Source organism: Streptomyces sp. NPDC002181 (assembly GCF_042890485.1).
Lineage (GTDB): Bacteria > Actinomycetota > Actinomycetes > Streptomycetales > Streptomycetaceae > Streptomyces.
The window spans coordinates 46,897-71,293 of the sequence record NZ_JBIASC010000011.1 but is presented as its reverse complement, the minus strand read 5'-3'; the positions used below and the strand labels follow the sequence as shown (position 1 = coordinate 71,293).

Sequence of the window (24,397 nt, the reverse complement as noted above, 5' to 3'; positions counted from 1 at the left end):
GAGGAGTCCAGGTGGTAAGGGGTCAGCGGGGACGGGGAGGGGACGTCCCTCAGCTGGTGCGGCCCTTGGCGTCGAAGGCCTTCATGCGGTCCAGGACCACGTCGGCGGTGGGGCTGAGGACCTCGTCCACGATGCGGCCGTCGGCGAGGAAGATGACGCGGTCCGCGTAGGAGGCGGCGACCGGGTCGTGGGTGACCATGACGACGGTCTGGCCGAGCTCGCGGACGGAGTTGCGCAGGAAGCCGAGGACCTCGGCGCCGGAGCGCGAGTCCAGGTTTCCGGTGGGCTCGTCACCGAAGATGATCTCGGGACGGGAGGCCAGGGCGCGGGCCACGGCCACGCGCTGCTGCTGGCCGCCGGAGAGCTGGGTGGGGCGGTGGGAGAGGCGGCCGGAGAGGCCGACCATCTCGATGACGGTGTCCAGCCACTGCTGGTCGGGCTTGCGGCCGGCGATGTCCATCGGGAGGGTGATGTTCTCCAGCGCCGTCAGCGTCGGAAGCAGGTTGAACGCCTGGAAGATGAAGCCGATCTTGTCCCGGCGCAGCTGGGTCAGCTGCTTGTCCTTGAGGGTGCCGAGCTCGGTGTCGCCGATGCGGACGGAGCCGGAGGAGAAGGTGTCCAGACCGGCGACGCAGTGCATCAGGGTGGACTTGCCGGAGCCCGAGGGGCCCATGATCGCGGTGAACTGGCCCTGGCCGAAGTCCACGGAGACGTTGTCCAGGGCGACCACCTGGGTCTCGCCCTGGCCGTACACCTTGGAGAGGCCGGTGGCCCGGGCGGCCACGGCCTGGGTGGTGTGCGGGGCGTAGTTCACGGTGGTCACGGGAGCGGCTCCTCGGGCTGCGGACCGGGGTGCGGTCTGCGGAATGGCGGGACGTTCCCATCGTCGCGGCGGGCACCCCCGCGGGGGATCAGCCGCGGTGCCCGTTCGCTGGCCCACTGGAGTCTGATCACGGGGCGTGCCGCCTCCTCCTCTGGTATGACGGCCGCCCCCGGGCGGTGTCCGGGAGGGGCCGGCGCGGGGCTGCCGGAAGGCTGCCGGCGCCCGGGGTGGCCCGGGGTGGCGGGGAGGGTGGCGCGCGGGGTGGCGGGAGGGTGGCGGGGGCCATCGAAATCCCGTCAATCCCGCATCAGGGGTGATCGTCGCCCGTAACGGGCCCACCGTGTGTTCTGCCGCCTGACGACCCCTCAAGCGCCAATAAAATCAGACAACATCGTATAGACGGCCCACTGCTGACCAGGGAGATCCGGATAGGCTCGGCGTAGCGTTCAGTGCTTTTCAGGGGAGCCGCTACGCCCTGCCCGGATGGTGGAATGCAGACACGGCGAGCTTAAACCTCGCTGGCTTAGGCCGTGCCGGTTCAAGTCCGGCTCCGGGCACGACACGCTCTGTCGAGACCCGCAGAAGGGACCGGCGGGGGCGCCCATGGGGTGCCCCCGCCGTCCTGCGTTCCGGCCCCTCCCCGCGCCTTCCCGGCGACGTGCCCACGTCTTCCCCGCGTGCCTTCCGGGCCTCCCCGCACCCGCCGCCCGACGGGCGCCCCGCCTGTGCCGCCATGTGCCCACATCATGGGAAATCTCTTGTGCGGTCTGCGTAAATGCACGGTAAGGCGCTGGGCAAAGATCCTCCCTGAGCAGTAGGGTCAGATTTTTGCTAACGCATTACTCTTGTTGCAAGGCCGCGCACGGTGGCCATGGAGGAGTGAGATGAGGAGCAGTAACCCGGTCTTCTCGCGACGGGGGTTCAGCCGCGACAACGGTGGCTACGCGGGCTTCGGCGCGCAGCACCAGCAGGCCGGGACCAACCCGTACGCGACGAATCCTTACGCCGCGGACACCGCCACCGGCATGCCGCAGGCGCCCGCCCGCACCGACGTGATGACCATCGACGACGTCGTGAGCCGTACGGCCATGACGCTCGGCACCGTCATCCTCACGGCGACGATCGCGTGGATCGCCCTGCCCGTCGACCCGGCGAACGTCAACAAGTCGTACGGCATCGCCGTCGGCGCAGCGCTCGTCGCGATGGTCCTCGGGCTCGTCCAGTCCTTCAAGCGCAAGGCCTCCCCGCCGATCATCCTGGCCTACGCGGCCTTCGAGGGCTTCTTCCTCGGCGTCCTCAGCTCGGCCACCAGCACCTACTTCGGTGCCGGTGTGGTCATCCAGGCCGTGCTGGGCACGATGTGCGTGTTCGCCTCCGTGCTGTTCGCGTACAAGATGCGCTGGATCCGCGTCACCCGCCGCTTCTACGGCTTCGTGATGGCGGCCGCCATGGGCTTCATGCTGCTCATGGTCGCGAACCTGCTGTTCTCGGTCTTCGCGGGCGGTGACGGCCTCGGCTTCCGCAGCGGCGGCCTCGGCATCCTGTTCGGCATCATCGGCGTCGTCCTCGGCGCCTGCTTCCTCGCCCTCGACTTCAAGCAGGTCGAGGACGGCATCACGTACGGCGCCCCGCGCGACGAGGCCTGGCTGGCGGCCTTCGGCCTCACGCTGACCCTGGTCTGGATCTACCTGGAGCTGCTGCGCCTGTTCCAGATCCTCTCCGGCGACGACTAGTCGTACCGTCCGCCGGTCGGACCCGCACGGACGACAGGGGAAGGCCCCGCGAGCTCACCGCTCGCGGGGCCTTCCCGCGTCTCGGACGGACACGGATCGGGGACGGAGGGGGTGGTGGGTGTCGGGTCGGGGGCGGGCTCAGCCGAATTTGCGGGCCGCCCTGCGCAGGTCGTACTCGTGGATGATCGCCTTGGCCTGGCCGTACGAGAGTTCGTGCGCGCCGCGCAGCCAGCTGACCTTCTCCTCGAACCGGACGAGGGAGGGGCCGTCGTCCACGGCGCGGAGCCAGTCGGAGACTTCACGACCGGTCGTCAGGGGGATTCTGTCGATCATGTTGCGGTGGGTCTGCTCGGAGAACTCTACGGACATGGGCGCCTCCGGAGGTATCGCCGTGCTGTGCTGTTCTCTTCACGCCACCGTGCCGGAGAGTTCGCCCGTTGGCAATGGCGCCGCGACGGCGCGTAAGGTCGGCCGGGTGCTTGATACTTCGCCCCTGACCGCCGCCGTGGAGCGTTTCGCCGACCGGCTGCGGGCCATGCCGCAGAGCCGCCTCCAGCAGGGGGCCGCGGCCCGGGCGCTGGAGCTGGCCCGAGAGCTCTCCGTACGGTCCCAGGCGCTGGAGGCGCACCGGGAGGGCGCGGGGGCGGCTCCGGCGCGGGAGATGCCCGACGCGGGGGTGTTCGTGGTCGGGGACCAGGTGGCGGTGGCCGGCCTGGACCTCGCGGAGGCGCTGCGCGCCGCCGCCGAGGGGGCCCCGGAAACGGCCGAGGCCCCGTCCGTGATGCTGGACGAGGCCGTACGGCTGGTGGAGCGGGCGGAAGCCGGAGCGTCGCGCTGATCGGAGCGCCGTGCTGATCGGAGCGCCGCACGGAGCGGCGCGGTGATCAGAGCGACGCGATGACGCGGTCCGCGAGGATGTAGACGTTGTCGTCCGGGTCCTGGGCGTCGCCGCAGGAGAAGGTCAGCGCGTAGGCGCCCGAGATCCCGGAGCCGCCCAGCAGGACCGGCGCGGTGCCCGAGCGCAGCGCCTCGGCGAGGCGCTCCGCCGTCTCCCGGTGGCCCGGGGTCATGCACAGGGTGGTGCCGTCGGTGAAGACGTACACGTCGAGCGTGCCCAGCGGGCCCGGGCGGACGTCCGCGAGGGCCGTACGGGCCTCCGCGAGCTCCTCCAGGCGGGAGACGGTGCGCTCGTGGTCGGCGCCGGGTGCCGGAGCCTGGACCGGTACGAAGTCGGGGTGCGAGGGGTGGCGCCGGCGGGCGGCGGCCAGCTCGGCCGAATCCTCGGGGTAGTCGTCGACGGCCTCGTCGCCGAGCAGCGGCTCCAGGCCGACCAGGTCGGCCTGGCGGGGCAGGAAGACGCCCGGGCCGTCCTCACCGAGGCCGGGCAGGCCGCCGAGGAGCGAAGGAGCGTCGGCGGCGTCACGGGCCTCCTGCGCGGCCCAGAAGGCCCGCGCCTCGGCGAGCTCGCGCTCGCGCTCCTCGGCCAGGGCCTCGGCCACGGCGGCTCGTATCTCGGCGGCGGGGGACTGCACGGCACTGCGGGCGTGCGGGACGGTCGTACCGCGGGTGTGGGCGGGCGTCGCCAGCTCACCGCGGAGGGCCGTCACCTGCTTGCGCAGGCCGTGTACGGCGTGCAGCGCAGCAGCGCCCACGGCCGCGGCGGCAGCCGTGGTCAGCAGCAGGGCAAGAGACATGGCGCTCACTGACTAACTCCTGGTTGATTCGATCCCCCGACTTCCTACATCAGAGTGTCCCGACCTGGGAATGGCGTGCAGTGCATTACGTCACGAATTGGACAGGGCTTTGGTCACACCCGGCTCCTGCGAATCTGCCCTGACCTGCGGAAATGCCAAACCCCCAGGGTGTAGGTCACATCCTGGGGGAGATTCGGTCACAGGTCGGCCGCGACGGGATTGGAATCGGTGTCAGTACGCCGCAAGGGATCAAGCGGATCCCTTGCGGCGCCCGGACTCCCCGGGGCGACCCCCACCCTCCGCTCCGGCTCGGCTCAGCCGCTCGCTGCTCGTGGTCGCGCTGAGCTTCGCCACCGCTGCGGGCAGGTGCCGCCGCTCGCCACGCGGCGGAGCCGCATGCCGAGGCGGTCGTGGCGACCCCTACCCTCCGCTCCGGCTCAGCTCAGCCGCTCGATCACCATCGCCATGCCCTGGCCGCCGCCCACGCACATCGTTTCCAGGCCGAACTGCTTGTCGTGGAACTGGAGGCTGTTGATCAGCGTGCCGGTGATGCGGGCGCCGGTCATCCCGAACGGGTGACCGACGGCGATGGCGCCGCCGTTGACGTTCAGCTTCTCCAGCGGGATCTCCAGGTCGCGGTACGACGGGATGACCTGGGCCGCGAAGGCCTCGTTGATCTCGAACAGGTCGATGTCGCCCACGGTCAGGCCGGCGCGCTTCAGGGCCTGCTTCGACGCCTCGACCGGGCCCAGGCCCATGATCTCGGGGGAGAGGCCGGTGACACCGGTGGAGACGATCCGCGCCAGCGGGGTCAGGCCCAGCTCCCGCGCCTTGGTGTCGCTCATGATGACCAGCGCGGCGGCGCCGTCGTTGAGCGGGCAGCAGTTGGCGGCCGTGACCAGGCCGTCGGGGCGGAAGACGGGCTTGAGGCCCTGGACGCCCTCCAGGGTCACGCCGGCGCGCGGGCCGTCGTCCCCGGAGACGACGGTGCCGTCCGGAGTGGTGACCGGGGTGATCTCCCGCTCCCAGAAGCCGTTCTTGATGGCGGCCTCGGCGAGGTTCTGCGAGCGGACGCCGAACTCGTCCATGTCCTGGCGGGTCACGCCCTTGATCCGGGCCAGGTTCTCGGCGGTCTGGCCCATCGCGATGTACGCGTCGGGGACGAGGCCGTCCTCGCGCGGGTCGTGCCACGAGGAGCCCTCGCTCTGCGCGACCTCGGCCGTACGGGCCTCGGCGTCGGCGAAGAGCGGGTTGTGGGTGTCGGGCCACGAGTCCGAGTTGCCCTTGGCGAAGCTGGAGACCATCTCGACGCCGGCCGAGATGAAGACGTCGCCCTCGCCCGCCTTGATGGCGTGCAGCGCCATGCGGGAGGTCTGCAGGGAGGAGGAGCAGTAGCGGGTGATCGTCGTGCCGGGCAGGAAGTCCATGCCCATCTGCACGGCCACGATGCGGGCCAGGTTGTTGCCCTGCTCGCCGCCGGGGAGGCCGCAGCCGAGCATCAGGTCGTCGATCTGGCGCGGGTCCAGCTCGGGGATCTTGGCGAGGGCGGCCTGGATGATCGTGGCGGTCAGGTCGTCCGGGCGCACGTCCTTGAGGGACCCCTTGAAGGCGCGCCCGATGGGGGAGCGGGCGGTGGAAACGATGACTGCTTCGGGCATCGGGGCTCCAAGGGGGGTGAGTTGCGGCTCGTTGCTGGACCGCAAGCGAAGTTACCGGCCCGTACGGTCGAGGTCACCGACTTGGGCATGTGATGCCGGTCGCTCCGTCGGTGGAACGCGCCGGGCCGGCCCGCTGTTCCGGCCCGGCCCGCCAGCCCGCCGGCTCCCGGCCCGGCCCTCCGGCCCCGGCCCTCAGCCCGGCGACGGGGTGTCGGCCCGGGGCGGGGGCGTGGACGCCCCGCGCGAGGCCGGAGCGGCCGCCAGGTCCTCGCCCGGGACCCGCCTGCGGCGGCGGTGCTTCAGCAGGGCCCACGGGCCGCGGGCCTGGGTGACCTCCGTGCCCGCCTGCCCGGCGGCGGCCGACGCCGCCTTGGCCACCGGCAGCATGTCCTCGTCCCGCGCGACCTCCAGCCGGTCGGACTCCGGCCACAGCGACAGCGCCGCGCAGAGCGTGGGCAGGACGGCCATGGCGGCCGTCGCGTAGCCCTCCGCCGAGGGGTGGTACGAATCCGGGCCGAACATCTCGCGCGGGTTCGCCGCGAACTCCGGGCCCAGCAGGTCCCCCATGGAGACCGTACGGGCGCCCAGGGCGACGGCCCCTATCGTCTGCGCGGCGGCCAGCTGGCGCGAGACCCGCCGGGCCAGCCAGCGCAGCGGCTGGTACACGGGCTCGATGGTGCCCAGGTCGGGGCAGGTGCCGACCACCACTTCGGAGCCCGCGAGCCGCAGTCTCCGGACGGCCGAGGTCAGGTGGCGCACCGACTGCGTCGGCGGCATCCGCCGCGTCACGTCGTTCGCGCCGATCATGATCACGCACACGTCCGGCGGCGGCAGCTCCCCGTCCAGGAGCAGTCCCGCCTGCCGGTCGAGGTCGTCGGACATGGCCCCCGAGAGGGCCACGTTCCGCAGCTCCACCGGCCGCTCGGCCACCGCCGCCAGCCCCGAGGCCAGCAGCGCGGCCGGGGTCTGTCTGGCTCTGCGCACGCCCAGCCCGGCGGCCGTGGAGTCGCCCAGCATGCCGAGCCGCAGCGGCCCCGCGTCCGGGTCCGGGCCGGCCGCCACCAGCGCCGCGAACTCGCTCCCGTACAGCCCGTCCGCGCGCGGCGGATCACCGAGCCCGGTGCCCACCGTCCGCTTCGCGAACTGGACCTCCGCCAGCACCAGCCCCACGGCGGCGACTCCGACCAGCCCGAGCCCGCCTCCGCCGTACGCCGCGCCCGCCGCGATCCGGCGGGCCGTCCTCGCCCTGGACACCCCTTGAGCCACCTTCCCTTCCTGCCGGGTCCCGATGACCTACCTGCCCCGTACTGCCGGTCGGCCAATCCCTTTCCGCTTAGTCTGGCGTGACCTCCCGGAGAACCCGTGGAGTCCCCTCCCTGGAGAACATGGTGCAATTCCACGACTCGATGATCAGCCTCGTCGGCAACACCCCGCTGGTGAAGCTCAACCGTGTGACCGAAGGCCTGCAGGCCACCGTCCTTGCCAAGGTCGAGTACTTCAATCCCGGTGGATCCGTTAAGGACCGGATCGCCGTCCGGATGATCGAGGCCGCCGAGCAGAGCGGTGCCCTCAAGCCCGGCGGCACCATCGTGGAGCCCACCAGCGGCAACACCGGTGTAGGACTCGCCATCGTGGCCCAGCAGAAGGGCTACAAGTGCATCTTCGTCTGCCCTGACAAGGTGTCCATGGACAAGATCAACGTGATGCGCGCGTACGGAGCCGAGGTCGTGGTCTGCCCGACCGCCGTCGACCCGGAGCACCCGGACTCGTACTACAACGTCTCCGACCGCCTCGCGCGCGAGCCCGGCGCCTGGAAGCCCGACCAGTACAGCAATCCGAACAACCCCCGTTCGCACTACGAGACCACCGGTCCCGAGCTGTGGGAGCAGACGGAGGGGAAGATCACCCACTTCGTCGCGGGCGTCGGCACCGGCGGCACGATTTCGGGTACGGGCAACTACCTCAAGGAGGTGTCCGGCGGCAAGGTCAAGGTCATCGGCGCCGACCCCGAGGGCTCGGTCTACTCCGGCGGCTCGGGTCGCCCGTACCTGGTCGAGGGCGTCGGCGAGGACTTCTGGCCGACCGCTTACGACCCGAACGTGACGGACGAGATCATCGCGGTGTCCGACAAGGACTCCTTCCAGATGACCCGCCGCCTCGCCAAGGAGGAGGGCCTGCTCGTCGGCGGCTCCTGCGGCATGGCGGTCGTCGCGGCGCTGAAGGCGGCCGAGGGGCTCGGCCCGGACGACGTGGTCGTCGTCCTGCTGCCGGACAGCGGCCGCGGCTACCTCAGCAAGATCTTCAGCGACGAGTGGATGGCGGGACACGGCTTCCTGGAGGAGGCCGGCCCCGCCGCGCGCATCGGCGACGTGCTCAGCGACAAGGAGGGCGGCATTCCCTCCCTCGTCCACATGCACCCCGAGGAGACCGTCGGCGAGGCCATCGAGGTGCTGCGCGAGTACGGCGTCTCGCAGATGCCGATCGTCAAGCCCGGTGCCGGCCACCCGGACGTGATGGCCGCCGAGGTCATCGGCTCGGTCGTGGAGAAGGAGCTGCTGGCGGCGCTGTTCGCGAAGCAGGCCTCGCTGTCCGACCCGCTGGAGAAGCACATGAGCCGGCCGCTGCCGCAGGTCGGTTCGGGCGAGCCGGTGTCGGAGCTGATGTCCGTACTGGGCGAGGCGGACGCGGCGATCGTGCTGGTCGAGGGCAAGCCGACCGGTGTGGTGAGCCGTCAGGACCTGCTGGCGTTCCTCGCCAAGGGCGCGAAGTAGCCGCGAGCCGTCGTGAAGTGGCGCGGGCGCGTGGCGCGATGACGCCGTGTCGGGCCGTCGCACAAAAGGTACGGGCCCGTCATGTGGCGGCAGCACCGGCTTAACACGGCTCCGGCAGAGTGGTGGTTGTCGGCAGGGAGGGCAGACCTCCGGGCCGGCACCACCGAACGGCGTTGGCGTACTTCCGGAGCGGCTCCCGGACCGCGTGAACGCCACGGACGCGGACGGCCCTGACCCGGCCCGTGTCCTTCGCGGGGACCGCCGTCGTCCCGCCCCTCGCTCGCGAGGGTGCGGCGGTCCCCGCGCACTCTTCTCCGGTCCGGTGTCACTCGGCCTTGTCGCGGGGGCGCAGGCGCTTCGTGGCGTGGACGAAGTTCACGCCGAGTACGCCCGCCCAGGCGACCAGCAGGCCGCTGAGCCCCGCCTGGGTGGCGCCGATCGCCGACAGCGGGATCGCCAGGACCAGCGTGACGATGGCGAAGCCGAAGCGTTCGCCGAAGCCGCCCTCCAGCGGGGACGGCCTGCCCGCGGGGCCGCCCCGGGCGGCGGCCAGGCGCTCCTCGGCCAGCCTGCGCCGGACCTGCGTGTCGACCTTTTCCACGAAGGAGTCCACGAGCGCGGCCTCGTAGTCCGGCCCCAGCTCGCGCCGGGCGTCCAACGTCGCGTCGAGTTCCTTCTTCAGCTCCTGGGACTCCATGCGCCCAGCGTAGGAACGGCCGGCGGCCGGGGCACTGGGGTTAGCCCCCGTATTCCCCGCCGCCGGGGCCTGGCGCGTCTCGCGGAGCGGTCCGCGGCTTGCCGTGCTGCATAACCGCATGCAGAGTGCTCGGTGACTGAATATTCACGGGGACGGAGGGGTCGGGATGAGCGACAGCCCGGCAGCGCGGCTGCAGAAGCTGTTCGAGGGGCACCGGCTGACGCCCACCCAGCGACGGATCGCCCACTGCATGGTGCGCGGGGCGGCCGACGTGCCGTTCCTGTCGAGCGTGGAGCTCGCCGATCTGGCCGGGGTGAGCCAGCCGTCGGTGACCCGGTTCGCGGTGGCGCTCGGCTTCGACGGCTATCCGGCGCTGCGCCGGCACCTGCGCGAGGTGGCTCCCGCCGAGCGCGCCGCGGCCGCCGCGCACGAGGACGCGTACAACGAGTACCAGCAGGCCGTCCAGGGGGAGATCGAGAACCTGCGGCAGCTGTCGGCCATGCTCGCCGACCCTTCGCCGGTCGAGGAGGCGGGGCGGGTGCTGGCCGGGTCCCGTCCGCTGCCCGTGCTCGGGCTGCGCGCGGCGTCCTCGCAGGCCCGCGGGTTCGCCTACTTCGCCGCGAAGGTGCATCCGGACGTACGCCTGCTCGACGAGGGCGGCTCGATGCTCGCCGACCGGATCGACGCGGCGGCCGGGGCGGGTGCTTCGGCGCTGCTGTGTTTCGCGCTGCCGCGGCATCCGCGGGAGGTGGCGGAGGCGCTGGACCACGCGCGGGGGGCGGGGCTGAAGGTGGTGACGGTCGCCGACTCGGCCTTCGCGCCGGTGGCCCGCTCCTCGGACCTGCTGATTCCGGCGCCGGTCGGCACGGGCCTGGCCTTCGACACGGCCTGCGCGCCGATGCTGCTGGGCCGGGTCCTGCTGGAGGCGATGGCCGACGCCCTCCCCGACGCCCAGGCCCGCCTGGAGGCCTTCGACGCCCGCGCGGCGGCTCGGGGCCTGTTCGTGGAGTAGCCGGGGTGCGCCGCCGGCGTCACAGGAGCGCGTCGCGGTACTCGCCGCCCGCCTCCGTCACCAGGGATGCCGGGGACTGCCCGGGGCGGGCCAGGCTGAAGCGGGTCTCGCCGGAGGGCGCGGTCGTGAAGCCGTGGACCGCGGGGCGGGGGAGGCTGTTGTAGCCGTAGTGGGCCGTGAAGAAGTACGCGCCCGTGTCCGGGACCGCGACCAGGTCGCCCGGGGCGAGTTCCGGCAGGTCCCGGGCCGTGGCGAGCAGATCGCCCGCGAAGCAGGCCGGGCCCGCGATGTCGTGGGCGACGGGCGGGCCCGTCTTCGGGGCGCCCTTCGCGTCGTACGGCAGGATCCGCAGCGGCCACGCCGCCGGGGCGTACACCGTACGGGTCGCCAGCTGCACCCCCGCGTGCGTGAGCGCGATCCGGCGGCCCCCGGTGGTCTTCGTGTACTCGACCCGGGAGACCACCAGCCCGTGCTTGGCCAGCAGTGACCTGCCGAACTCCGTCACCAGGCCGTAGCGGCCGCGGAACAGGTCCGGGACGGCCGCGCGGAGGGCCGCCACGTACTGCGCGTACGTCGGGCGCTCCTCGTCCGAGGCGAAGTTCACCGGCAGGCCGCCGCCGATGTCGAGGGTGTCGACCTGGCGGCGCCCGGCCGCCGCGTTGATCTCCTCGGCCAGGGCGTGGAGGTCGCGCACCCCCTCCGCGATCAGGGACAGGGGGACCCCCTGGGAGCCCGAGTGGATGTGCAGCCGGGTCAGCCACGGGCGGTCGATGTACGCGCGCACCAGCCACTCGCGGGCGCCCGGATCCCGGAGCGCGACGCCGAACTTCGAGGTCGTGGTGGCGGTGGAGAGGGCGCCGATCGTGCCCGCGCCCGTCTGCGGGTTGATCCGGATCCCGACCGGGGACCGGGTGGGGGCGCCCGCGATCAGCGCGTCCAGGCGGTCCAGCTCCTGGCGGTTGTCCGCGTTCACCGCGATCCCGAGGGCCAGTGCCCCGTGCAGCTCGGCCACCGTCTTGGCGGGGGAGTCCAGGACCGTCCGCTGCGGCTCCACCCCCGCCGCCCGGGCCAGCTCCAGCTCGCCCGGACCGGCCACCTCGCAGCCCAGGCCGTGCTCCGCCAGCAGCCGCAGCACCGGCACCAGCGGGCAGGCCTTCACCGCGAAGGCGTGCAGGACGGGGGTGCCGGGAGCCAGGGCGGCGGCGAAAGCGCCGGTCAGGGCGGCGGCGGAGGCGCGGATCCCGGCCACGTCCAGCAGGCAGACCAGGGGCTGCGTGCCCTCCGCCCCGCCCACCAGGCCCTGCTCGACAGCGGCCCGTACGGCCATGTCCCGGCGCTTCGCCGCGTCCGGAGCGTCCATCGCGTGCATCTCGGCAGCCATGCCCGCCAGCCAATCACCCGGCGGGTCGGCCCGCAGCTGTTGACTGAATCTATTCAGGGAGCCAGGATGTGAATAGATCGCCCAACATCGGAGGAGGCACCCGCCATGTCAGGACCCCGCCCCGTACGTGCCGCACGAGGCACCGAGCTCAGCGCCCTGGGATGGCAGCAGGAAGCCGCCCTCCGGATGCTCCAGAACAACCTCGACCCCGAGGTCGCCGAGCACCCGGACAAGCTCGTCGTCTACGGCGGCACCGGCAAGGCCGCCCGCGACTGGCGCTCGTACGACGCGATGGTCCGCACCCTGCGCACCCTCAAGCAGGACGAGACGATGCTCGTGCAGTCCGGCCGTCCGGTCGGCGTGATGCAGACCCACGAGTGGGCACCGCGCGTGCTCCTCGCCAACTCCAACCTGGTCGGCGACTGGGCCAACTGGGAGGAGTTCCGCCGCCTGGAGCACCTCGGCCTGACCATGTACGGCCAGATGACCGCCGGTTCCTGGATCTACATCGGCACCCAGGGCATCCTCCAGGGCACCTACGAGACCTTCGCGGCCGTCGCCGCCAAGAAGTTCAACGGGACCCTCGCCGGCACCATCACCCTCACCGCCGGCCTCGGCGGCATGGGCGGCGCCCAGCCGCTGGCCGTGACGATGAACGACGGCGTCGCGATCTGCATCGACGTCGACCCGCGCGCCATCGAGCGCCGCATCGAGCACCGCTACCTGGACGTCAAGGCCGACAACCTGCGCCACGCCCTCCAGCTGGCCGTCGAAGCCCGCGACGCCCGCAAGCCGCTCTCCATCGGCCTCCTCGGCAACGCCGCCGAGCTGCTCCCGCAGATGCTCGCCGAGGGCGCCCCGATCGACATCGTGACGGACCAGACCTCCGCCCACGACCCGCTCGCGTACCTCCCCGTCGGCGTCGACTTCGACGACATGGCGGCGTACGCGGCCAAGGACCCGGCCGGCTTCACCACCCGCGCCCGCGAGTCCATGGCCAAGCACGTCGAGGCCATGGTCGGCTTCATGGACGCCGGCTCCGAGGTCTTCGACTACGGCAACTCCATCCGCGGCGAGGCCCAGCTGGCCGGCTACGACCGCGCGTTCGCCTTCCCCGGCTTCGTCCCCGCCTACATCCGCCCCCTCTTCTGCGAGGGCAAGGGCCCCTTCCGCTGGGCGGCCCTGTCCGGCGAGGCCTCGGACATCCACAAGACCGACAAGGCGATGCTGGAGCTCTTCCCCGAGAACGAGTCCCTGCACCGCTGGATCAAGATGGCCGGCGAGCGCGTCCACTTCCAGGGCCTGCCGGCGCGCATCTGCTGGCTCGGCTACGGCGAGCGCGACAAGGCCGGCGAGCGCTTCAACGAGATGGTCGCCGACGGCACCCTCGCCGCCCCGCTGGCCATCGGCCGCGACCACCTCGACTGCGGCTCGGTGGCCTCCCCGTACCGCGAGACCGAGGCCATGCTCGACGGCTCCGACGCGATCGCGGACTGGCCGCTGCTCAACGCCATGGTCAACGTGGCCTCCGGTGCCTCCTGGGTCTCGATCCACCACGGCGGCGGCGTCGGCATGGGCCGCTCGATCCACGCCGGCCAGGTCACCGTCGCCGACGGCACCAAGCTCGCGGGCGAGAAGATCCGCCGCGTGCTCACCAACGACCCCGGCATGGGCGTCATCCGCCACGTCGACGCGGGCTACGACATCGCCGAGACGGTGGCGGACGAGCGCGGCGTCCGCGTCCCCATGCGCGAGGGCGACGACGCGTGAGCGACAACCCCGCCGGGGCGGCCTCGTTCCACACCATGTGGAACGAGCTCGCCCCCATCGGCCGCCACGCCGAGTCCGGCGGCTACCGCCGCCACGCCTGGACCGGGGCCGACGCCGACTGCCGGACCTGGTTCCAGGCGCAGGCCGAGGCCCGCGGTCTCGCGTACGAGACCGACCGCAACGGCAACCAGTGGGCCTGGCTCGGCGACCCCCTCGCCGGTGACGCCGTCGTCACCGGCTCCCACCTGGACTCCGTGCCCGACGGGGGCGCCTTCGACGGCCCCCTCGGCGTGGTGTCCTCCTTCTCGGCCCTGGACGAACTCCGCAGGAGGGGCGTGGAGTTCACCCGGCCGCTGGCCATCACCAACTTCGGTGACGAGGAAGGGGCCCGCTTCGGCCTCGCCTGCGTCGGCTCCCGGCTCGCGGCCGGACAGCTGACCAAGGAGAAGGCGTACGAGCTCCGCGACGCCGACGGGATCAGCCTGCCCGAGGCCATGGAGGCCGCCGGGTACGACCCCTCGGCCATCGGCGCCGACCCCGAGCGCCTCGCCCGTATCGGCGCGTTCGTCGAGCTCCACGTCGAGCAGGGCCGGGCCCTGGACCTCTCCGGCGACCGCGTCGGCATCGCCTCCGCGATCTGGCCGCACGGCCGCTGGCGGTTCGACTTCCGCGGCGAGGCCAACCACGCCGGGACCACCCGTCTCGTGGACCGCCGCGACCCGATGCTCACGTACGCCTCGACCGTCCTGGCCGCCCGTACCGAGGCTGCCCTCGCCGGGGCCGTCGCCACCTTCGGCAAGATCTCCGTCGAGCCGAACGGGGTCAACGCCATCCCCTCGCTGGTACGCGGCTGGCTCGACTCCCGCGCGGCCGACCAGGCGACGCTGGACACCGTGGTCACCGCCATCGAGAAGGCCGCCCGCGAGCGCGCCGACCAGGACGGCATCGACCTGGCCGTCGTACGGGAGTCCTTCACCCCGGTCGTCGAGTTCGAGCACGCCCTGCGCGACGAGATGAACCGGATCCTCGGCGGCTCCGTCCCCGTCCTCGGCACGGGCGCGGGACACGACGCCGGAATCCTCTCCGCCGCCGTCCCGACCGCGATGCTGTTCGTACGGAACCCGACCGGGGTCTCCCACTCCCCGCGGGAGTTCGCCGCCGAGGACGACTGCGTGGCCGGAGTCCTCGCGCTGGCCGACGTACTGGAAGGACTGGCCTGCCGGTGAAGACGTACTGGTTGGAACACGCCTGGCTCGGCACGCACGTGGAGCCGGGCGTGGCCCTCGACGCGGGCGCCGACGGACGGATCGCCAACCTGCGGACCGGGGTCGAGACCCCGCCGCCGGGGGCGGAGGTACTGCGCGGCCTGACCGTTCCGGGGCTGGCCAACGCGCACTCGCACGCCTTCCACCGGGCGCTGCGCTCCCGCGTCCAGGTGGGGTCCGGGACCTTCTGGACCTGGCGCGAGTTCATGTACACGGTCGCCCAGAACCTCACCCCCGACACGTACTTCGCGCTCGCGCGGGCGGTGTACGCGGAGATGGCGCTGGCCGGGATCACCAACGTCGGCGAGTTCCACTACGTGCACCACGCCCCGGGCGGCGCCCCGTACGCCGACCCCAACGCGATGGGCGAGGCCCTGATCGAGGCGGCCGCGGCGGCGGGCATCCGGATCACGCTGCTGGACACGGCGTACCTGTCCTCGGGCTTCGGCAAGGCCCCCGACCACCACCAGCTGCGGTTCTCGGACGGGACGGCCGAGGCGTGGGCGGAGCGGGTCTCGGCCCTGAAGCCGCGCGAGCACGCGCTGATCGGTGCGGCGGTCCACTCGGTGCGCGCCGTACCGGCGGACCAGCTGGACACCGTGGCCCGCTGGGCCGGGGAGCGGCGGGCCCCGCTGCACGTCCACCTCTCGGAGCAGACCGCCGAGAACGAGGCCTGCCAGGCCGCGCACGGGCGCACCCCGACGCAGCTGCTGGCCGACCACGGGGTGCTCGGCCCGCGGACCGTCGGCGTCCACAACACGCACCTGACGGACGGGGACATCGCGCTGCTCGGCGGCACGGCCACCGGCACGTGCATGTGTCCCACGACGGAGCGGGACCTGGCCGACGGCATCGGTCCGGCGGTCCGGCTCCAGCACGCGGGCAGCCCGCTCTCGCTCGGCAGCGACAGCCACGCCGTGATCGACCTCCTGGAGGAGGCCCGCGCGATGGAGCTGAACGAGCGCCTGCGCAGCCGGACCCGGGGGCACTGGACGGCGAACGCGCTGCTGACGGCGGCGACGGCGGACGGCCACGCGGCGCTGGGTCTGGCCGACGCGGGCCGCCTGGAGGCGGGCGCGCTCGCGGACTTCACCACGATCGCGCTGGACTCCGTACGCACGGCCGGTCCGCTGCCGCGGCTCGGCGCCGAGACGGCCGTCTTCGCGGCCACGGCCGCCGATGTCCGCCACACGGTGGTGGGCGGCCGCCACATCGTCCGCGACGGGTCGCACACCCTGGTCCCGGACGTCCCGTCCGCCCTTTCCGAGTCCATCGCAGCCGTCCGCGGCTGACGTTCTCGTTCCCGAAGGGAACCATGTCCACCACCCTCGTCACCAACATCGGCAGCCTCGTCACCAACGACCCCGCGCTGGGAGACGGCAGCCCCCTCGGGCTCGTCCGGGACGCGGCCGTCGTCATCGACGGCGAGACCATCGCCTGGGCCGGCCCCGCCGACCGGGCCCCGGCCGCCGACTCCGCGTTCGACGCGGGCGGCCGGGCGCTGATCCCCGGCTTCGTCGACTCCCACTCCCACCTCGTCTTCGCCGGCGACCGCACCGCGGAGTTCAACGCCCGCATGTCCGGGCGGAGCTACTCGGCGGGCGGCATCCGGACCACCGTCGCCGCCACCCGCGCCGCCACCGACGCCGAGCTCGAAGCCAACCTCGTCCGGCACCTCGAAGAGGCCCGCCGGCAGGGCACCACCACCTTCGAGACCAAGTCCGGCTACGGCCTCACCGTCGAGGACGAGGCCCGTGCCCTGCGCATCGCCGCCGCGCACACCGAGGAGGTCACCTACCTCGGCGCGCACATCGTCTCTCCCGACTACGCCGAGGACCCGGCGGGCTACGTCGGCCTCGTCACGGGCGAGATGCTCGCGGCCTGTGCCCCGTACGCCCGCTGGGTCGACGTGTTCTGCGAGAAGGGCGCCTTCGACGGCGACCAGGCCCGCGCGATCCTCACCGCCGGCGCCGCCGCCGGGCTGATCCCGCGCGTCCACGCCAACCAGCTCTCCCACGGCCCCGGCGTGCAGCTCGCCGTGGAGCTGGAGGCCGCCTCCGCCGACCACTGCACCCACCTCACCGACGCCGACGTCGACGCCCTCGTCCAGGCCGCGGACACCACCGTCGCCACGCTGCTGCCCGGCGCCGAGTTCTCCACCCGCGCCCAGTGGCCCGACGCCCGCCGCCTGATCGACGCGGGCGCCACCGTCGCGCTGTCCACCGACTGCAACCCCGGCTCCTCGTACACGAGCTCGATGCCCTTCTGCATCGCCCTCGCGGTACGCGACATGCGGATGACCCCGGACGAGGCGCTCTGGTCCGCCACCGCCGGCGGCGCCCGCGCCCTGCGCCGCACCGACATCGGCCGGATCGCCCCCGGGGCCCGCGCCGACCTGGCCCTCCTGGAGGCGCCGAGCCATGTCCACCTGGCCTACCGGCCGGGCGTTCCGCTGGTTTCGGCGGTCTGGCGGAAGGGCGTCCGCGCCCACTGACGAACGGTCAATCCCGGCCCGTCCTTTGTCTTCCCTCCGTAAGGCCCCGGGCGTACCTTGAGCCACCAATCTGATGCGCCGTCAGGAATCGGCCATCGGGAATCCGTGGCCCGAGGGGAAGACGAAGGTGTCCGACCGGAAACGCTCCACCGCGCTCGCGCTGGCCTCCGCGCTGGCCGCGGCGGCGGTCCTGCTGGCCGCCCCCGCAGCCCATGCGGACGTCGTCGACGTCGCGTACGACTGCAAGACCCCCATCGGGGACAAGTCGGCGGTCTCGCCCATCGACATCAAGGCCGTCAAGGAGGGCGGCGGGTACAAGCTGACGATGTCCTTCCAGAAGGGCGTCTCGTCCAGCCCGGTCGAACTCGGCAAGGGCGCCATGAGCCCCAGCGCCGTCATCCTCGTCGGCGGGGCCGAGAAGGCGTCCGTGCCGGTATCGGGAGCGTCCAATCCCGAGGCCGTGCCCGCCAACACCCCCATCAAGATCACCGACCTCTCGGGCACCTACACCCCCAAGAAGAGCGGCAAGGTCACCTTCACGGCGGGCGTGCTCACCATCAAGGCGCTGGGGACCACGACCACCTGCACCCCCGGCAACAGCCCCAAGCCCTCCCTTGAGCTGGACGTGACGGGCACAGGGCCCTCCGGGGCATCCGCGGGATCCGCGGGATCCGGGGACACCGCGGAAGACACCCTCCCGCAGACCGGACCCACCGACTCCGCCCTCGCCCTCGGCACCCTCGGCGCCACCGTGCTCCTCACCGGCGCCGCCGGCGTGCTCTGGCTGACCCGGCGCGGCCAGCGGGCCCGGTCCTGAACGGAGCACCCCGGCCATGCCCGTGCTCCACACCCCCGCGCACACCGCCGGCCGGCGCCCGCGCACCGCGTTGCTCGCCGCGGTCCTGCTGCTCGGGGCCGCGGGCGGCGCCGCCGTCACCACCGCCGCCCCCGCCCACGCCGACGAGCCCGGCTGGACCGCCGAGCCCGCCGCGGGCGGCGCCGGGCCGGCGCGCCCGTACTTCTACCTCGCGGGCCCGGCCGGCACCGTCCTGGAGGACCGGCTGGCCCTGACCAACACCTCCGACCGGGAGCACACCGTCACCCTGCGCGGGGCCGACGCCTACAACACGGCGGACGGCGCCCTCGCCGTGAGCCCGGCGGTGCCCGCGGCCAAAGACGGCCGCGCCACCGCGGTCCCCGGCGCCGGCTCATGGATCAGCTTCGGGCCGGCCGGCACCGTGAGGATCCCGCCCCGCACCCGCGCGGTGGTCCCCTTCACCGTCACCCTCCCGCCCGCCTCCCTGCCCGGCGACCACCCGGCCGCCGTGATCGCCTCCGAGGACGGCCGCGAGGCGGGCGTACGGATCCACCTGCGCGTCGGCGGCCCGACGCTGGCCGCCCTCACGGTCGAGGACGTCTCCGTACGCGGCAAGGGCGCCCGCGCGGTCGTCGCGTACACCCTGGTCAACCGGGGCAACGTGGCCCTCGTCCCCGAGTTGGCCCTGCGCGCCGAGGGGCTCTTCGGCGAGGTCCCGGGCCGCACCGCCCGCGCCTTGCCCGTCGAACTGCTCCCCGGTCAGCGGGTGTCGCTGACCGAGCCCTGGCCCGGGGCCCCGGTCCTCGACGACGTCGACCTCACCCTCACGGTCACCGCTCCCGGCGCGGCCCCGGCCACCGCCGGCGCCTCGGCGTGGTTCGTGCCCTGGGGGATCGCGGCCCGGATCGGCGCCGGGCTGCTCGCCCTCGGCGGCGTCGGCCTGGCCGCGCTGCTCCTCGTACGCAAGCGGCGGCGCGGCGGGCCGCCGGCGGAGCAGGAGCCCGTACCCGCGGGGAAGCGGGCACCGGAACACGAGCTGACGGGAGCGTCCAGGTGAGCGGAAGAGTCGGCGGGAAGGCCGGCGGGAAGGCCGGCGGGCCGGTCGGCGGGCCGGTCGGCCGGGGGCGCTGCGGCAAGGCCGTGGCCCGCCTCGCGACGGGGCTGGCGCTGTGCGCCCTGATCCTGTTCCCGGCACCGGCCCCGGCGGCGCACGCCGCCGAGGGCAAGCCCGCCGTGGCGCTCTCGCTCCAGGAGGCCGCGAAGGGCGCCGAGATCACCGTCACCGGCACCGGCTGGCGCGCCAAGACCCTGGTGATGCTGCTGCTCTGCGGACAGAACATGATCGGCGGCACCAACAGCTGCGCCAACGCGGACGGGGCCGCGGTCTCGGTCGGCGAAGACGGCCGCTTCGCCGCCCGGCTGGCCGTCGTGGCGCCGCCCAAGCCCTGCCCCTGCGTCGTCAACGTCACCTCCGTGGGCGGGGACCAGGCCACCGTCGCCGCCCCGCTGAAGATCACCGACCACCCGGTGGCCGAGCTGCCCGCCGAGTCCGGCTCGGCGCGCCTGGCCATGCTCAGCGGGGTCCGGCTGGAGGGCGGGGACGGGGTGCTGACCTGGTTCGGTGCCCCGCCCGCCCGGAAGTTCACGGTCACCGTCGGCAACCTCGGCTCGGCCCCGGTCAAGGATCCCGTCTTCCAGCTCGGCACCGCCCACGGGGTGTTCGCGCCGCTGTGGGACGAGGTCCGGTGGAAGGGCACCATCCCGCCGGGCGGCAAGGCGGAGGTCCGGCTGAACGTCAGCCTGGCGGCCGGGGCGCACGGGGACTACACCGTCTCCCTCAAGTACGGGGACACGGTCGTGGCCACGCAGCCCTGGGGCGTGGACCGCCCGTACGGGGTGCTGCTGTTCTGGGGCCTGCTCGTGCTGGTGATCCCCGCCGCGGTCTTCCGCATCGGCATGGCCGTCGTCGACAAGGTCCGGCCGCGCACGGCGGCGGCGGGCGCCGGCCGCCACCGGGGCGCGAGCGCCCCGGAGCCGGGCGGCCCCTTCGAAGCCCGGCCGGCGCCCGCCCCGGACTCCCCCCAGACCACCACGGCGGTACTGCCGTGGTTCACCCCGGACAGCGCGCCGGGGCCGAGGAACCCCCACGTACCACAGGCGTCCGCACCGTCTGAGAACAGTCCGACGACGAAAGGACCTTTGTGAAGACCCAACGGAGGGTGAGCGCGGCCGTGATCGCGCTGCTGCTCGGCGGCGCCGGCATCGCCATCGGGGCCGGCCCCGCCCAGGCGGCCGAGACCAAGTTCAACGTCAAGTGCGTGCCGCCGGCGGGCGGCGGCGACCCGGTGCAGGGCGAGACCACCGCCAAGGTCACCGCCCCGGCGTCGGCGAAGGTCGGTGACGAGGTCGACGTGTCCTGGGAGACCGTGAAGCCGGCCTCGAACAACACGGACCTGATGGACATCCCGCAGGACGCGGTCCAGCCCACCGGCTGGATCACGGTGGGCGGCGGGGGAGGCGAGCTGAAGGTCGTCGGGGAGAAGAAGAACCCGCCGATCCCCAAGAAGGCCCCCATGCAGATGTCGACGATGAAGGGGAAGCTGAAGCTCACCAAGGCGGGCAAGATCACGCTGACCCCCGGCAAGTACGACGTCGCGGTCACCTTCTCCTTCGGCACGTTCGTCACCAAGTGCGCGCCCACGGGGGCCGTGGGCGTCGGTGCCACCATCGACGTGTCGGCCGGCACCAGCGGCGGCACGACGGCCGGCACCACGTCCGGCACGACCAGCGGCACCACCGCCGGTACGACGAGCGGTACGACGTCCGGCACGACCAGCGGCACCACGGCCGGGTCCACCGCCGGGTCCACGGCCGGTGGCGGTGGCGGCCAGACCGACTTCCCCGGCAAGCCCGTCGAGGTCGCCTTCGACTGCGGTCCGGTCGTCCCCGGCGGCATCAAGACCCCCGTCACGATCAACGCCAGGAAGAACGGCGGCAGCTACGACCTGACCGTCAAGACCGCCAAGGGCGCGATGGCCAGCCCGATGGCCCTGCCGGCGGGCGCCCTCAAGCCCTCGATGAACATCAAGCTCGGCGGCGCGGACAGCGGCACGGTCAAGGTCTCCGGCCCGGCCAACGCCGAACCGATCCCGGACAAGGCCCCGGTCAGCCTCAGCGACATGACCGGCACCTACAAGCCCGGCAAGACCGGCAAGGTCACGCTGAGCCCGGACCAGCTGACGATCGACGTCACGATGGCCCCCGGGGCCACGCCGATCAACGTGCCCTGCAAGGCGGCCAGCAGCGGCGTCTCGCTGGAGCTCGACACCACCGCCCAGGAGGGCGGCTCCGGCTCGCCGGCCACCACCGGCTCCACCTCCGCCTCGGGCGGCCTCGCCGAGACGGGCGCCGAGGACGAGGGCGGCATCAAGGCGCTGGCCCTGGTCGCCGGCACGGTGATCCTGCTCGGCGGCGCGGTCTTCACCTTCACCCCGTGGCGTCGTCTGCGCGGCACGAGGTAACCCCTGCGGGCGAAAACACGGCGGCCCGGCACACCAGGAGGTGTGCCGGGCCGCCGCGCGAGCCGGAGGGGGTGCGTCAGTGCACGTCGCCCATCAGGACCTGGACCTTCTTGCGGTACGCGTAGACCGCGAAGCCGGCCAGAGCCGCGGCGAGCGCCTGGAAGGCGATCACCCAGGTGCCGTTGAGGTCGACGCCGCCGATGGACAGGAGGCTGGTGATGCAGTCACCGGCGGTGACCGCGAGGAACCAGACACCCATCATCTGGGAGGCGTACTTCTGCGGGGCCATCTTCGTGGTGACGGAGAGGCCGACCGGGGAGACGCACAGCTCGCCGATGGTCTGGATCATGTAGATCGAGACCAGCCACATCGGGGAGACCTTGGTGCCGTCGCCGGCCATGCCCATCGGGACGATGAAGACGAAGAACGAGGCACCGATCAGGACCAGGCCCATCGCGAACTTCACGATGGTGTTCGGCTCCTGGTTCTTGCGCGCCAGCCACACCCACAGCCAGGCGAAGACCGGGGCCAGAGCCATCACGAACAGCGGGTTCAGCGACTGGTACCAGGTGGCCGAGAAGCCGAGGCCGAAGACGGTGTCGGCGGTCTTGTCGTCCGCGAACAGGGACAGCGTCGAGCCACCCTGGTCGTAGATCATCCAGAAGACGGCCGCGGCGATGAAGAACCAGATGTACGCGGTCATCTTCGACTGCTCGGCGCCCGACAGCTCCTTGTCGCGCTTGATGCGCGTCAGGACGGCGATCGGGATGAACAGACCGGCCAGCGTCAGCGGGACCAGGGCCCAGTTCAGCGTGTACGCGCCGAGGCCGACGACGGCGCCGTAGAAGACGGCGATGGCCACGACCGCGAGGACGACCTTGGTCAGGACGGCCTTGCGCTCCTCCGCCGACAGCGGGTTCGGGACGAGGCTGCTCTTCGGGCTCAGGTGCTTGGTGCCGAGCAGGAACTGGGTCAGACCCAGGCCCATGCCGACGGCGGCGAGGGCGAAGCCCAGGTGCCAGTTGTGCTCCTTGCCGACCGTGCCGACGACCAGCGGGGCGACGAACGCACCGAGGTTGATGCCGATGTAGAAGAGCGTGAAGCCACCGTCACGGCGCGGGTCCTCCGGGCCGTTGTACAGGTGGCCGACCATCGTGGAGATGTTGGCCTTCAGCAGACCGGAGCCCGCCGCGACGAGGATCAGACCGACGAAGAACATCGCCTGGCCGGGGACGGCCAGCGAGAGGTGACCGGCCATGATCACGAAGCCTGCGATGGCGACCGTCTTGCGGGCGCCCCAGACACGGTCACCGAACCAGCCGCCCGGCATGGCCATCAGGTAGACCATCGAGACGTACACGGAGTAGATGGCCGTGGTGGTGGCCGCGGTCATGGCCAGACCGCCACCCTGGCTGCCCGTCGCGGCGTCGGCGCCGCCCGAGACCAGGTAGTACACCAGCAGTGCACGCATGCCGTAGTAGGAGAAACGCTCCCACATCTCGGTCATGAACAGAGTGGCCAGGCCACGGGGGTGGCCGAAGAAGGTCTTCTCGGTGGACGGGTCCGCCGAGCCCTTCGTCAGGCTGGAAGCCATGGTCGATCCTTGCTTGCTCGGGACGCTTCGCTTCGTGAGCGGAACAGCGCCCGGTGGGGGGTGGCCGGCACCGGCGACGGGTGTCCCACCCCACGCCCAGGGGTCTGCCCCCGTCCGTCAGGAAGGGGGCAGGGGACATCCGTAACCGGGATCCACGCCCCGGCGCACACGTTTGGCGCGCGGGGCCCGGCCCACAGGTCATTCACTGTCATCTGGGCCGGTTGAAACCGACCAGAGCAGAATTTGAGGTCTTTGGCTCGCTTTTCGGCACAAAGATCCCCTGGGTAGTGCATCAGGCGTCTCGCCACCATACGACAGGACACTGCGGCATATGGAAGGACTTGAGATATGGATCACAGGATTCCGGGGAACCGTTTGATCGTATTCGAAGGCCGTTAGTAGTTCATAAGCCCAGATCGAAAGGGGTCTTCCGGCACGCCCCTGCGCGCACCCGCCGCGCACTACCATCACCCACATGACGCGTGTACTGCTCGCCGAGGACGACGCATCCATCTCGGAGCCCCTGGCCCGCGCCCTGCGCAGGGAGGGGTACGAGGTCGAGGTCCGGGAGGACGGCCCCACCGCCCTGGACGCGGGACTTCAGGGCGGCGTCGACCTCGTCGTCCTGGATCTGGGCCTGCCGGGCATGGACGGCCTCGAAGTCGCCCGCCGGCTGCGCGCCGAGGGCCACGGCTTCCCCATCCTCGTACTCACCGCCCGCGCGGACGAGGTCGACACGGTCGTCGGCCTGGACGCCGGCGCCGACGACTACGTGACCAAGCCCTTCCGCCTGGCCGAACTGCTGGCCCGGGTCCGGGCCCTGCTGCGGCGCGGCGCGAACGACGCCACCCAGGCCCCCGCCACCCACGGCGTGCGGATCGACGTCGAATCGCACCGCGCGTGGATGGGGGAGGAGGAGCTCCAGCTCACGGCCAAGGAGTTCGACCTGCTCCGGGTCCTGGTCCGCGACGCCGGCCGCGTCGTCACCCGCGACCAGCTGATGCGCGAGGTCTGGGACACCACGTGGTGGTCCTCCACCAAGACACTCGACATGCACATCTCCTGGCTCCGCAAGAAGCTCGGCGACGACGCCGCCAACCCGCGCTACATCGCCACCGTCCGCGGGGTCGGCTTCCGCTTCGAGAAGAGCTGAGCGGCCTCCCGGAC

General features: G+C 72.5%; 21 protein-coding genes and 1 tRNA gene. 14 read left to right on the top strand and 8 right to left on the bottom strand.

The genetic code is table 11. The features are described from left to right. Positions 1-49 precede the first annotated feature (49 nt). Positions 50-823 carry an ABC transporter ATP-binding protein gene (locus ACFYXV_RS24865; protein ID WP_389384068.1) on the bottom strand — a complete coding sequence of 258 codons (774 nt, stop codon included), beginning with the start codon at positions 821-823 and terminating at the stop codon, positions 50-52. A gap of 477 nt (positions 824-1,300) precedes the next feature. On the opposite strand from ACFYXV_RS24865, the gene ACFYXV_RS24860 reads away from it, so the two are divergent. Continuing rightward, a tRNA-Leu gene (locus tag ACFYXV_RS24860) sits at positions 1,301-1,380 on the top strand. Between the two features lie 327 nt (positions 1,381-1,707). Next, positions 1,708-2,556, top strand: a complete 849-nt coding sequence (locus tag ACFYXV_RS24855; protein ID WP_385473372.1) for a Bax inhibitor-1/YccA family protein — start codon at positions 1,708-1,710, stop codon at positions 2,554-2,556. A gap of 138 nt (positions 2,557-2,694) precedes the next feature. Here the strand turns inward: ACFYXV_RS24855 and ACFYXV_RS24850 are convergent, their stop codons facing one another. After that, complete coding sequence (locus ACFYXV_RS24850) at positions 2,695-2,925, bottom strand: DUF4287 domain-containing protein (protein WP_030865915.1); 231 nt, start codon at positions 2,923-2,925, stop codon at positions 2,695-2,697. A 106-nt stretch (positions 2,926-3,031) separates the two neighbouring features. On the opposite strand from ACFYXV_RS24850, the gene ACFYXV_RS24845 reads away from it, so the two are divergent. Then, positions 3,032-3,394, top strand: a complete 363-nt coding sequence (locus ACFYXV_RS24845; RefSeq protein ID WP_389384067.1) for a hypothetical protein — start codon at positions 3,032-3,034, stop codon at positions 3,392-3,394. A gap of 46 nt (positions 3,395-3,440) precedes the next feature. On the opposite strand, the gene ACFYXV_RS24840 is transcribed toward ACFYXV_RS24845, so the two are convergent. From ACFYXV_RS24840 to ACFYXV_RS24830, 3 genes are all read right to left on the bottom strand, one after another. Beyond that, entirely contained in the window at positions 3,441-4,250 is an 810-nt protein-coding gene (locus ACFYXV_RS24840) for a hypothetical protein (RefSeq protein WP_383338267.1), read from the bottom strand. 437 nt (positions 4,251-4,687) lie between these two features. Continuing rightward, complete coding sequence (locus ACFYXV_RS24835; protein WP_383496528.1) at positions 4,688-5,908, bottom strand: acetyl-CoA C-acetyltransferase; 1,221 nt, start codon at positions 5,906-5,908, stop codon at positions 4,688-4,690. A 192-nt stretch (positions 5,909-6,100) separates the two neighbouring features. After that, entirely contained in the window at positions 6,101-7,174 is a 1,074-nt protein-coding gene (locus ACFYXV_RS24830; protein WP_385473366.1) for an SGNH/GDSL hydrolase family protein, read from the bottom strand. Between the two features lie 122 nt (positions 7,175-7,296). On the opposite strand from ACFYXV_RS24830, the gene ACFYXV_RS24825 reads away from it, so the two are divergent. Next, positions 7,297-8,679, top strand: coding sequence for a cystathionine beta-synthase (locus ACFYXV_RS24825; protein WP_383338269.1), 1,383 nt, complete (start codon positions 7,297-7,299; stop codon positions 8,677-8,679). 325 nt (positions 8,680-9,004) lie between these two features. Here ACFYXV_RS24825 and ACFYXV_RS24820 read toward each other — a convergent pair whose 3' ends face one another. Continuing rightward, positions 9,005-9,376: a hypothetical protein gene (locus ACFYXV_RS24820; RefSeq protein ID WP_383338153.1), complete on the bottom strand. Its 372-nt coding sequence runs from the start codon at positions 9,374-9,376 to the stop codon at positions 9,005-9,007. A 166-nt stretch (positions 9,377-9,542) separates the two neighbouring features. Here ACFYXV_RS24820 and ACFYXV_RS24815 point away from each other — a divergent pair, with 166 nt between their 5' ends. Continuing rightward, a complete protein-coding gene (locus ACFYXV_RS24815) occupies positions 9,543-10,388 on the top strand; it encodes a MurR/RpiR family transcriptional regulator (RefSeq protein WP_383338155.1) in 846 nt (281 codons plus the stop codon). A 19-nt stretch (positions 10,389-10,407) separates the two neighbouring features. Here the strand turns inward: ACFYXV_RS24815 and ACFYXV_RS24810 are convergent, their stop codons facing one another. After that, a complete protein-coding gene (locus ACFYXV_RS24810; protein ID WP_389384066.1) occupies positions 10,408-11,769 on the bottom strand; it encodes a diaminopimelate decarboxylase in 1,362 nt (453 codons plus the stop codon). A gap of 105 nt (positions 11,770-11,874) precedes the next feature. Between ACFYXV_RS24810 and hutU the strand changes: the two genes are divergently transcribed. The 8 genes from hutU to ACFYXV_RS24770 all read left to right on the top strand — a co-directional run bounded on the left by hutU (position 11,875) and on the right by ACFYXV_RS24770 (position 21,636). Continuing rightward, positions 11,875-13,539 (top strand): urocanate hydratase, encoded by a 1,665-nt coding sequence (gene hutU / locus ACFYXV_RS24805; RefSeq protein ID WP_389384065.1) that lies wholly within the window; start codon positions 11,875-11,877, stop codon positions 13,537-13,539. A 35-nt stretch (positions 13,540-13,574) separates the two neighbouring features. Then, on the top strand, positions 13,575-14,765 hold the full coding sequence (locus ACFYXV_RS24800; protein WP_385473425.1) for an allantoate amidohydrolase: 1,191 nt from the start codon (positions 13,575-13,577) through the stop codon (positions 14,763-14,765). Further along, the gene (locus tag ACFYXV_RS24795; RefSeq protein ID WP_385473423.1) at positions 14,756-16,096 is read left to right on the top strand and encodes a formimidoylglutamate deiminase; all 1,341 of its coding nucleotides are present in this window, start codon (positions 14,756-14,758) and stop codon (positions 16,094-16,096) included. The genes ACFYXV_RS24800 and ACFYXV_RS24795 overlap by 10 nt, the downstream gene beginning before the upstream one ends. A 23-nt stretch (positions 16,097-16,119) precedes the next feature. Then, on the top strand, positions 16,120-17,298 hold the full coding sequence (gene hutI, locus ACFYXV_RS24790; RefSeq protein WP_389384064.1) for an imidazolonepropionase: 1,179 nt from the start codon (positions 16,120-16,122) through the stop codon (positions 17,296-17,298). A 127-nt stretch (positions 17,299-17,425) separates the two neighbouring features. Beyond that, the gene (locus ACFYXV_RS24785) at positions 17,426-18,115 is read left to right on the top strand and encodes an LPXTG cell wall anchor domain-containing protein (protein WP_389384063.1); all 690 of its coding nucleotides are present in this window, start codon (positions 17,426-17,428) and stop codon (positions 18,113-18,115) included. 16 nt (positions 18,116-18,131) lie between these two features. Continuing rightward, positions 18,132-19,172, top strand: a complete 1,041-nt coding sequence (locus tag ACFYXV_RS24780; protein WP_389384062.1) for a hypothetical protein — start codon at positions 18,132-18,134, stop codon at positions 19,170-19,172. Positions 19,173-19,276: 104 nt separating this feature from the next. Further along, entirely contained in the window at positions 19,277-20,320 is a 1,044-nt protein-coding gene (locus ACFYXV_RS24775) for a hypothetical protein (protein ID WP_389384147.1), read from the top strand. 14 nt (positions 20,321-20,334) lie between these two features. Continuing rightward, positions 20,335-21,636 (top strand): hypothetical protein, encoded by a 1,302-nt coding sequence (locus ACFYXV_RS24770; RefSeq protein ID WP_389384061.1) that lies wholly within the window; start codon positions 20,335-20,337, stop codon positions 21,634-21,636. Positions 21,637-21,712: 76 nt separating this feature from the next. Here the strand turns inward: ACFYXV_RS24770 and ACFYXV_RS24765 are convergent, their stop codons facing one another. After that, a complete protein-coding gene (locus ACFYXV_RS24765) occupies positions 21,713-23,230 on the bottom strand; it encodes a peptide MFS transporter (RefSeq protein ID WP_385475884.1) in 1,518 nt (505 codons plus the stop codon). A gap of 475 nt (positions 23,231-23,705) precedes the next feature. Here ACFYXV_RS24765 and ACFYXV_RS24760 point away from each other — a divergent pair, with 475 nt between their 5' ends. Continuing rightward, positions 23,706-24,383, top strand: coding sequence for a response regulator transcription factor (locus ACFYXV_RS24760; protein ID WP_030865957.1), 678 nt, complete (start codon positions 23,706-23,708; stop codon positions 24,381-24,383). The last annotated feature ends 14 nt before the right edge of the window (positions 24,384-24,397 follow it).

What these genes read in the sequence shown, in the direction of transcription:
- ACFYXV_RS24760 (WP_030865957.1), top strand. Translation starts at nt 23,706, where the DNA reads ATGACGCGTGTACTGCTCGCCGAGGACGACGCATCCATCTCGGAGCCC.
- ACFYXV_RS24780 (WP_389384062.1), top strand. Translation starts at nt 18,132, where the DNA reads ATGCCCGTGCTCCACACCCCCGCGCACACCGCCGGCCGGCGCCCGCGC.
- hutI (WP_389384064.1), top strand. Translation starts at nt 16,120, where the DNA reads ATGTCCACCACCCTCGTCACCAACATCGGCAGCCTCGTCACCAACGAC.
- ACFYXV_RS24835 (WP_383496528.1), bottom strand. Translation starts at nt 5,908, where the DNA reads ATGCCCGAAGCAGTCATCGTTTCCACCGCCCGCTCCCCCATCGGGCGC.
- ACFYXV_RS24800 (WP_385473425.1), top strand. Translation starts at nt 13,575, where the DNA reads ATGTGGAACGAGCTCGCCCCCATCGGCCGCCACGCCGAGTCCGGCGGC.
- ACFYXV_RS24765 (WP_385475884.1), bottom strand. Translation starts at nt 23,230, where the DNA reads ATGGCTTCCAGCCTGACGAAGGGCTCGGCGGACCCGTCCACCGAGAAG.
- ACFYXV_RS24810 (WP_389384066.1), bottom strand. Translation starts at nt 11,769, where the DNA reads ATGGCTGCCGAGATGCACGCGATGGACGCTCCGGACGCGGCGAAGCGC.
- ACFYXV_RS24850 (WP_030865915.1), bottom strand. Translation starts at nt 2,925, where the DNA reads ATGTCCGTAGAGTTCTCCGAGCAGACCCACCGCAACATGATCGACAGA.
- ACFYXV_RS24855 (WP_385473372.1), top strand. Translation starts at nt 1,708, where the DNA reads ATGAGGAGCAGTAACCCGGTCTTCTCGCGACGGGGGTTCAGCCGCGAC.
- ACFYXV_RS24840 (WP_383338267.1), bottom strand. Translation starts at nt 4,250, where the DNA reads ATGTCTCTTGCCCTGCTGCTGACCACGGCTGCCGCCGCGGCCGTGGGC.
- hutU (WP_389384065.1), top strand. Translation starts at nt 11,875, where the DNA reads ATGTCAGGACCCCGCCCCGTACGTGCCGCACGAGGCACCGAGCTCAGC.
- ACFYXV_RS24815 (WP_383338155.1), top strand. Translation starts at nt 9,543, where the DNA reads ATGAGCGACAGCCCGGCAGCGCGGCTGCAGAAGCTGTTCGAGGGGCAC.
- ACFYXV_RS24820 (WP_383338153.1), bottom strand. Translation starts at nt 9,376, where the DNA reads ATGGAGTCCCAGGAGCTGAAGAAGGAACTCGACGCGACGTTGGACGCC.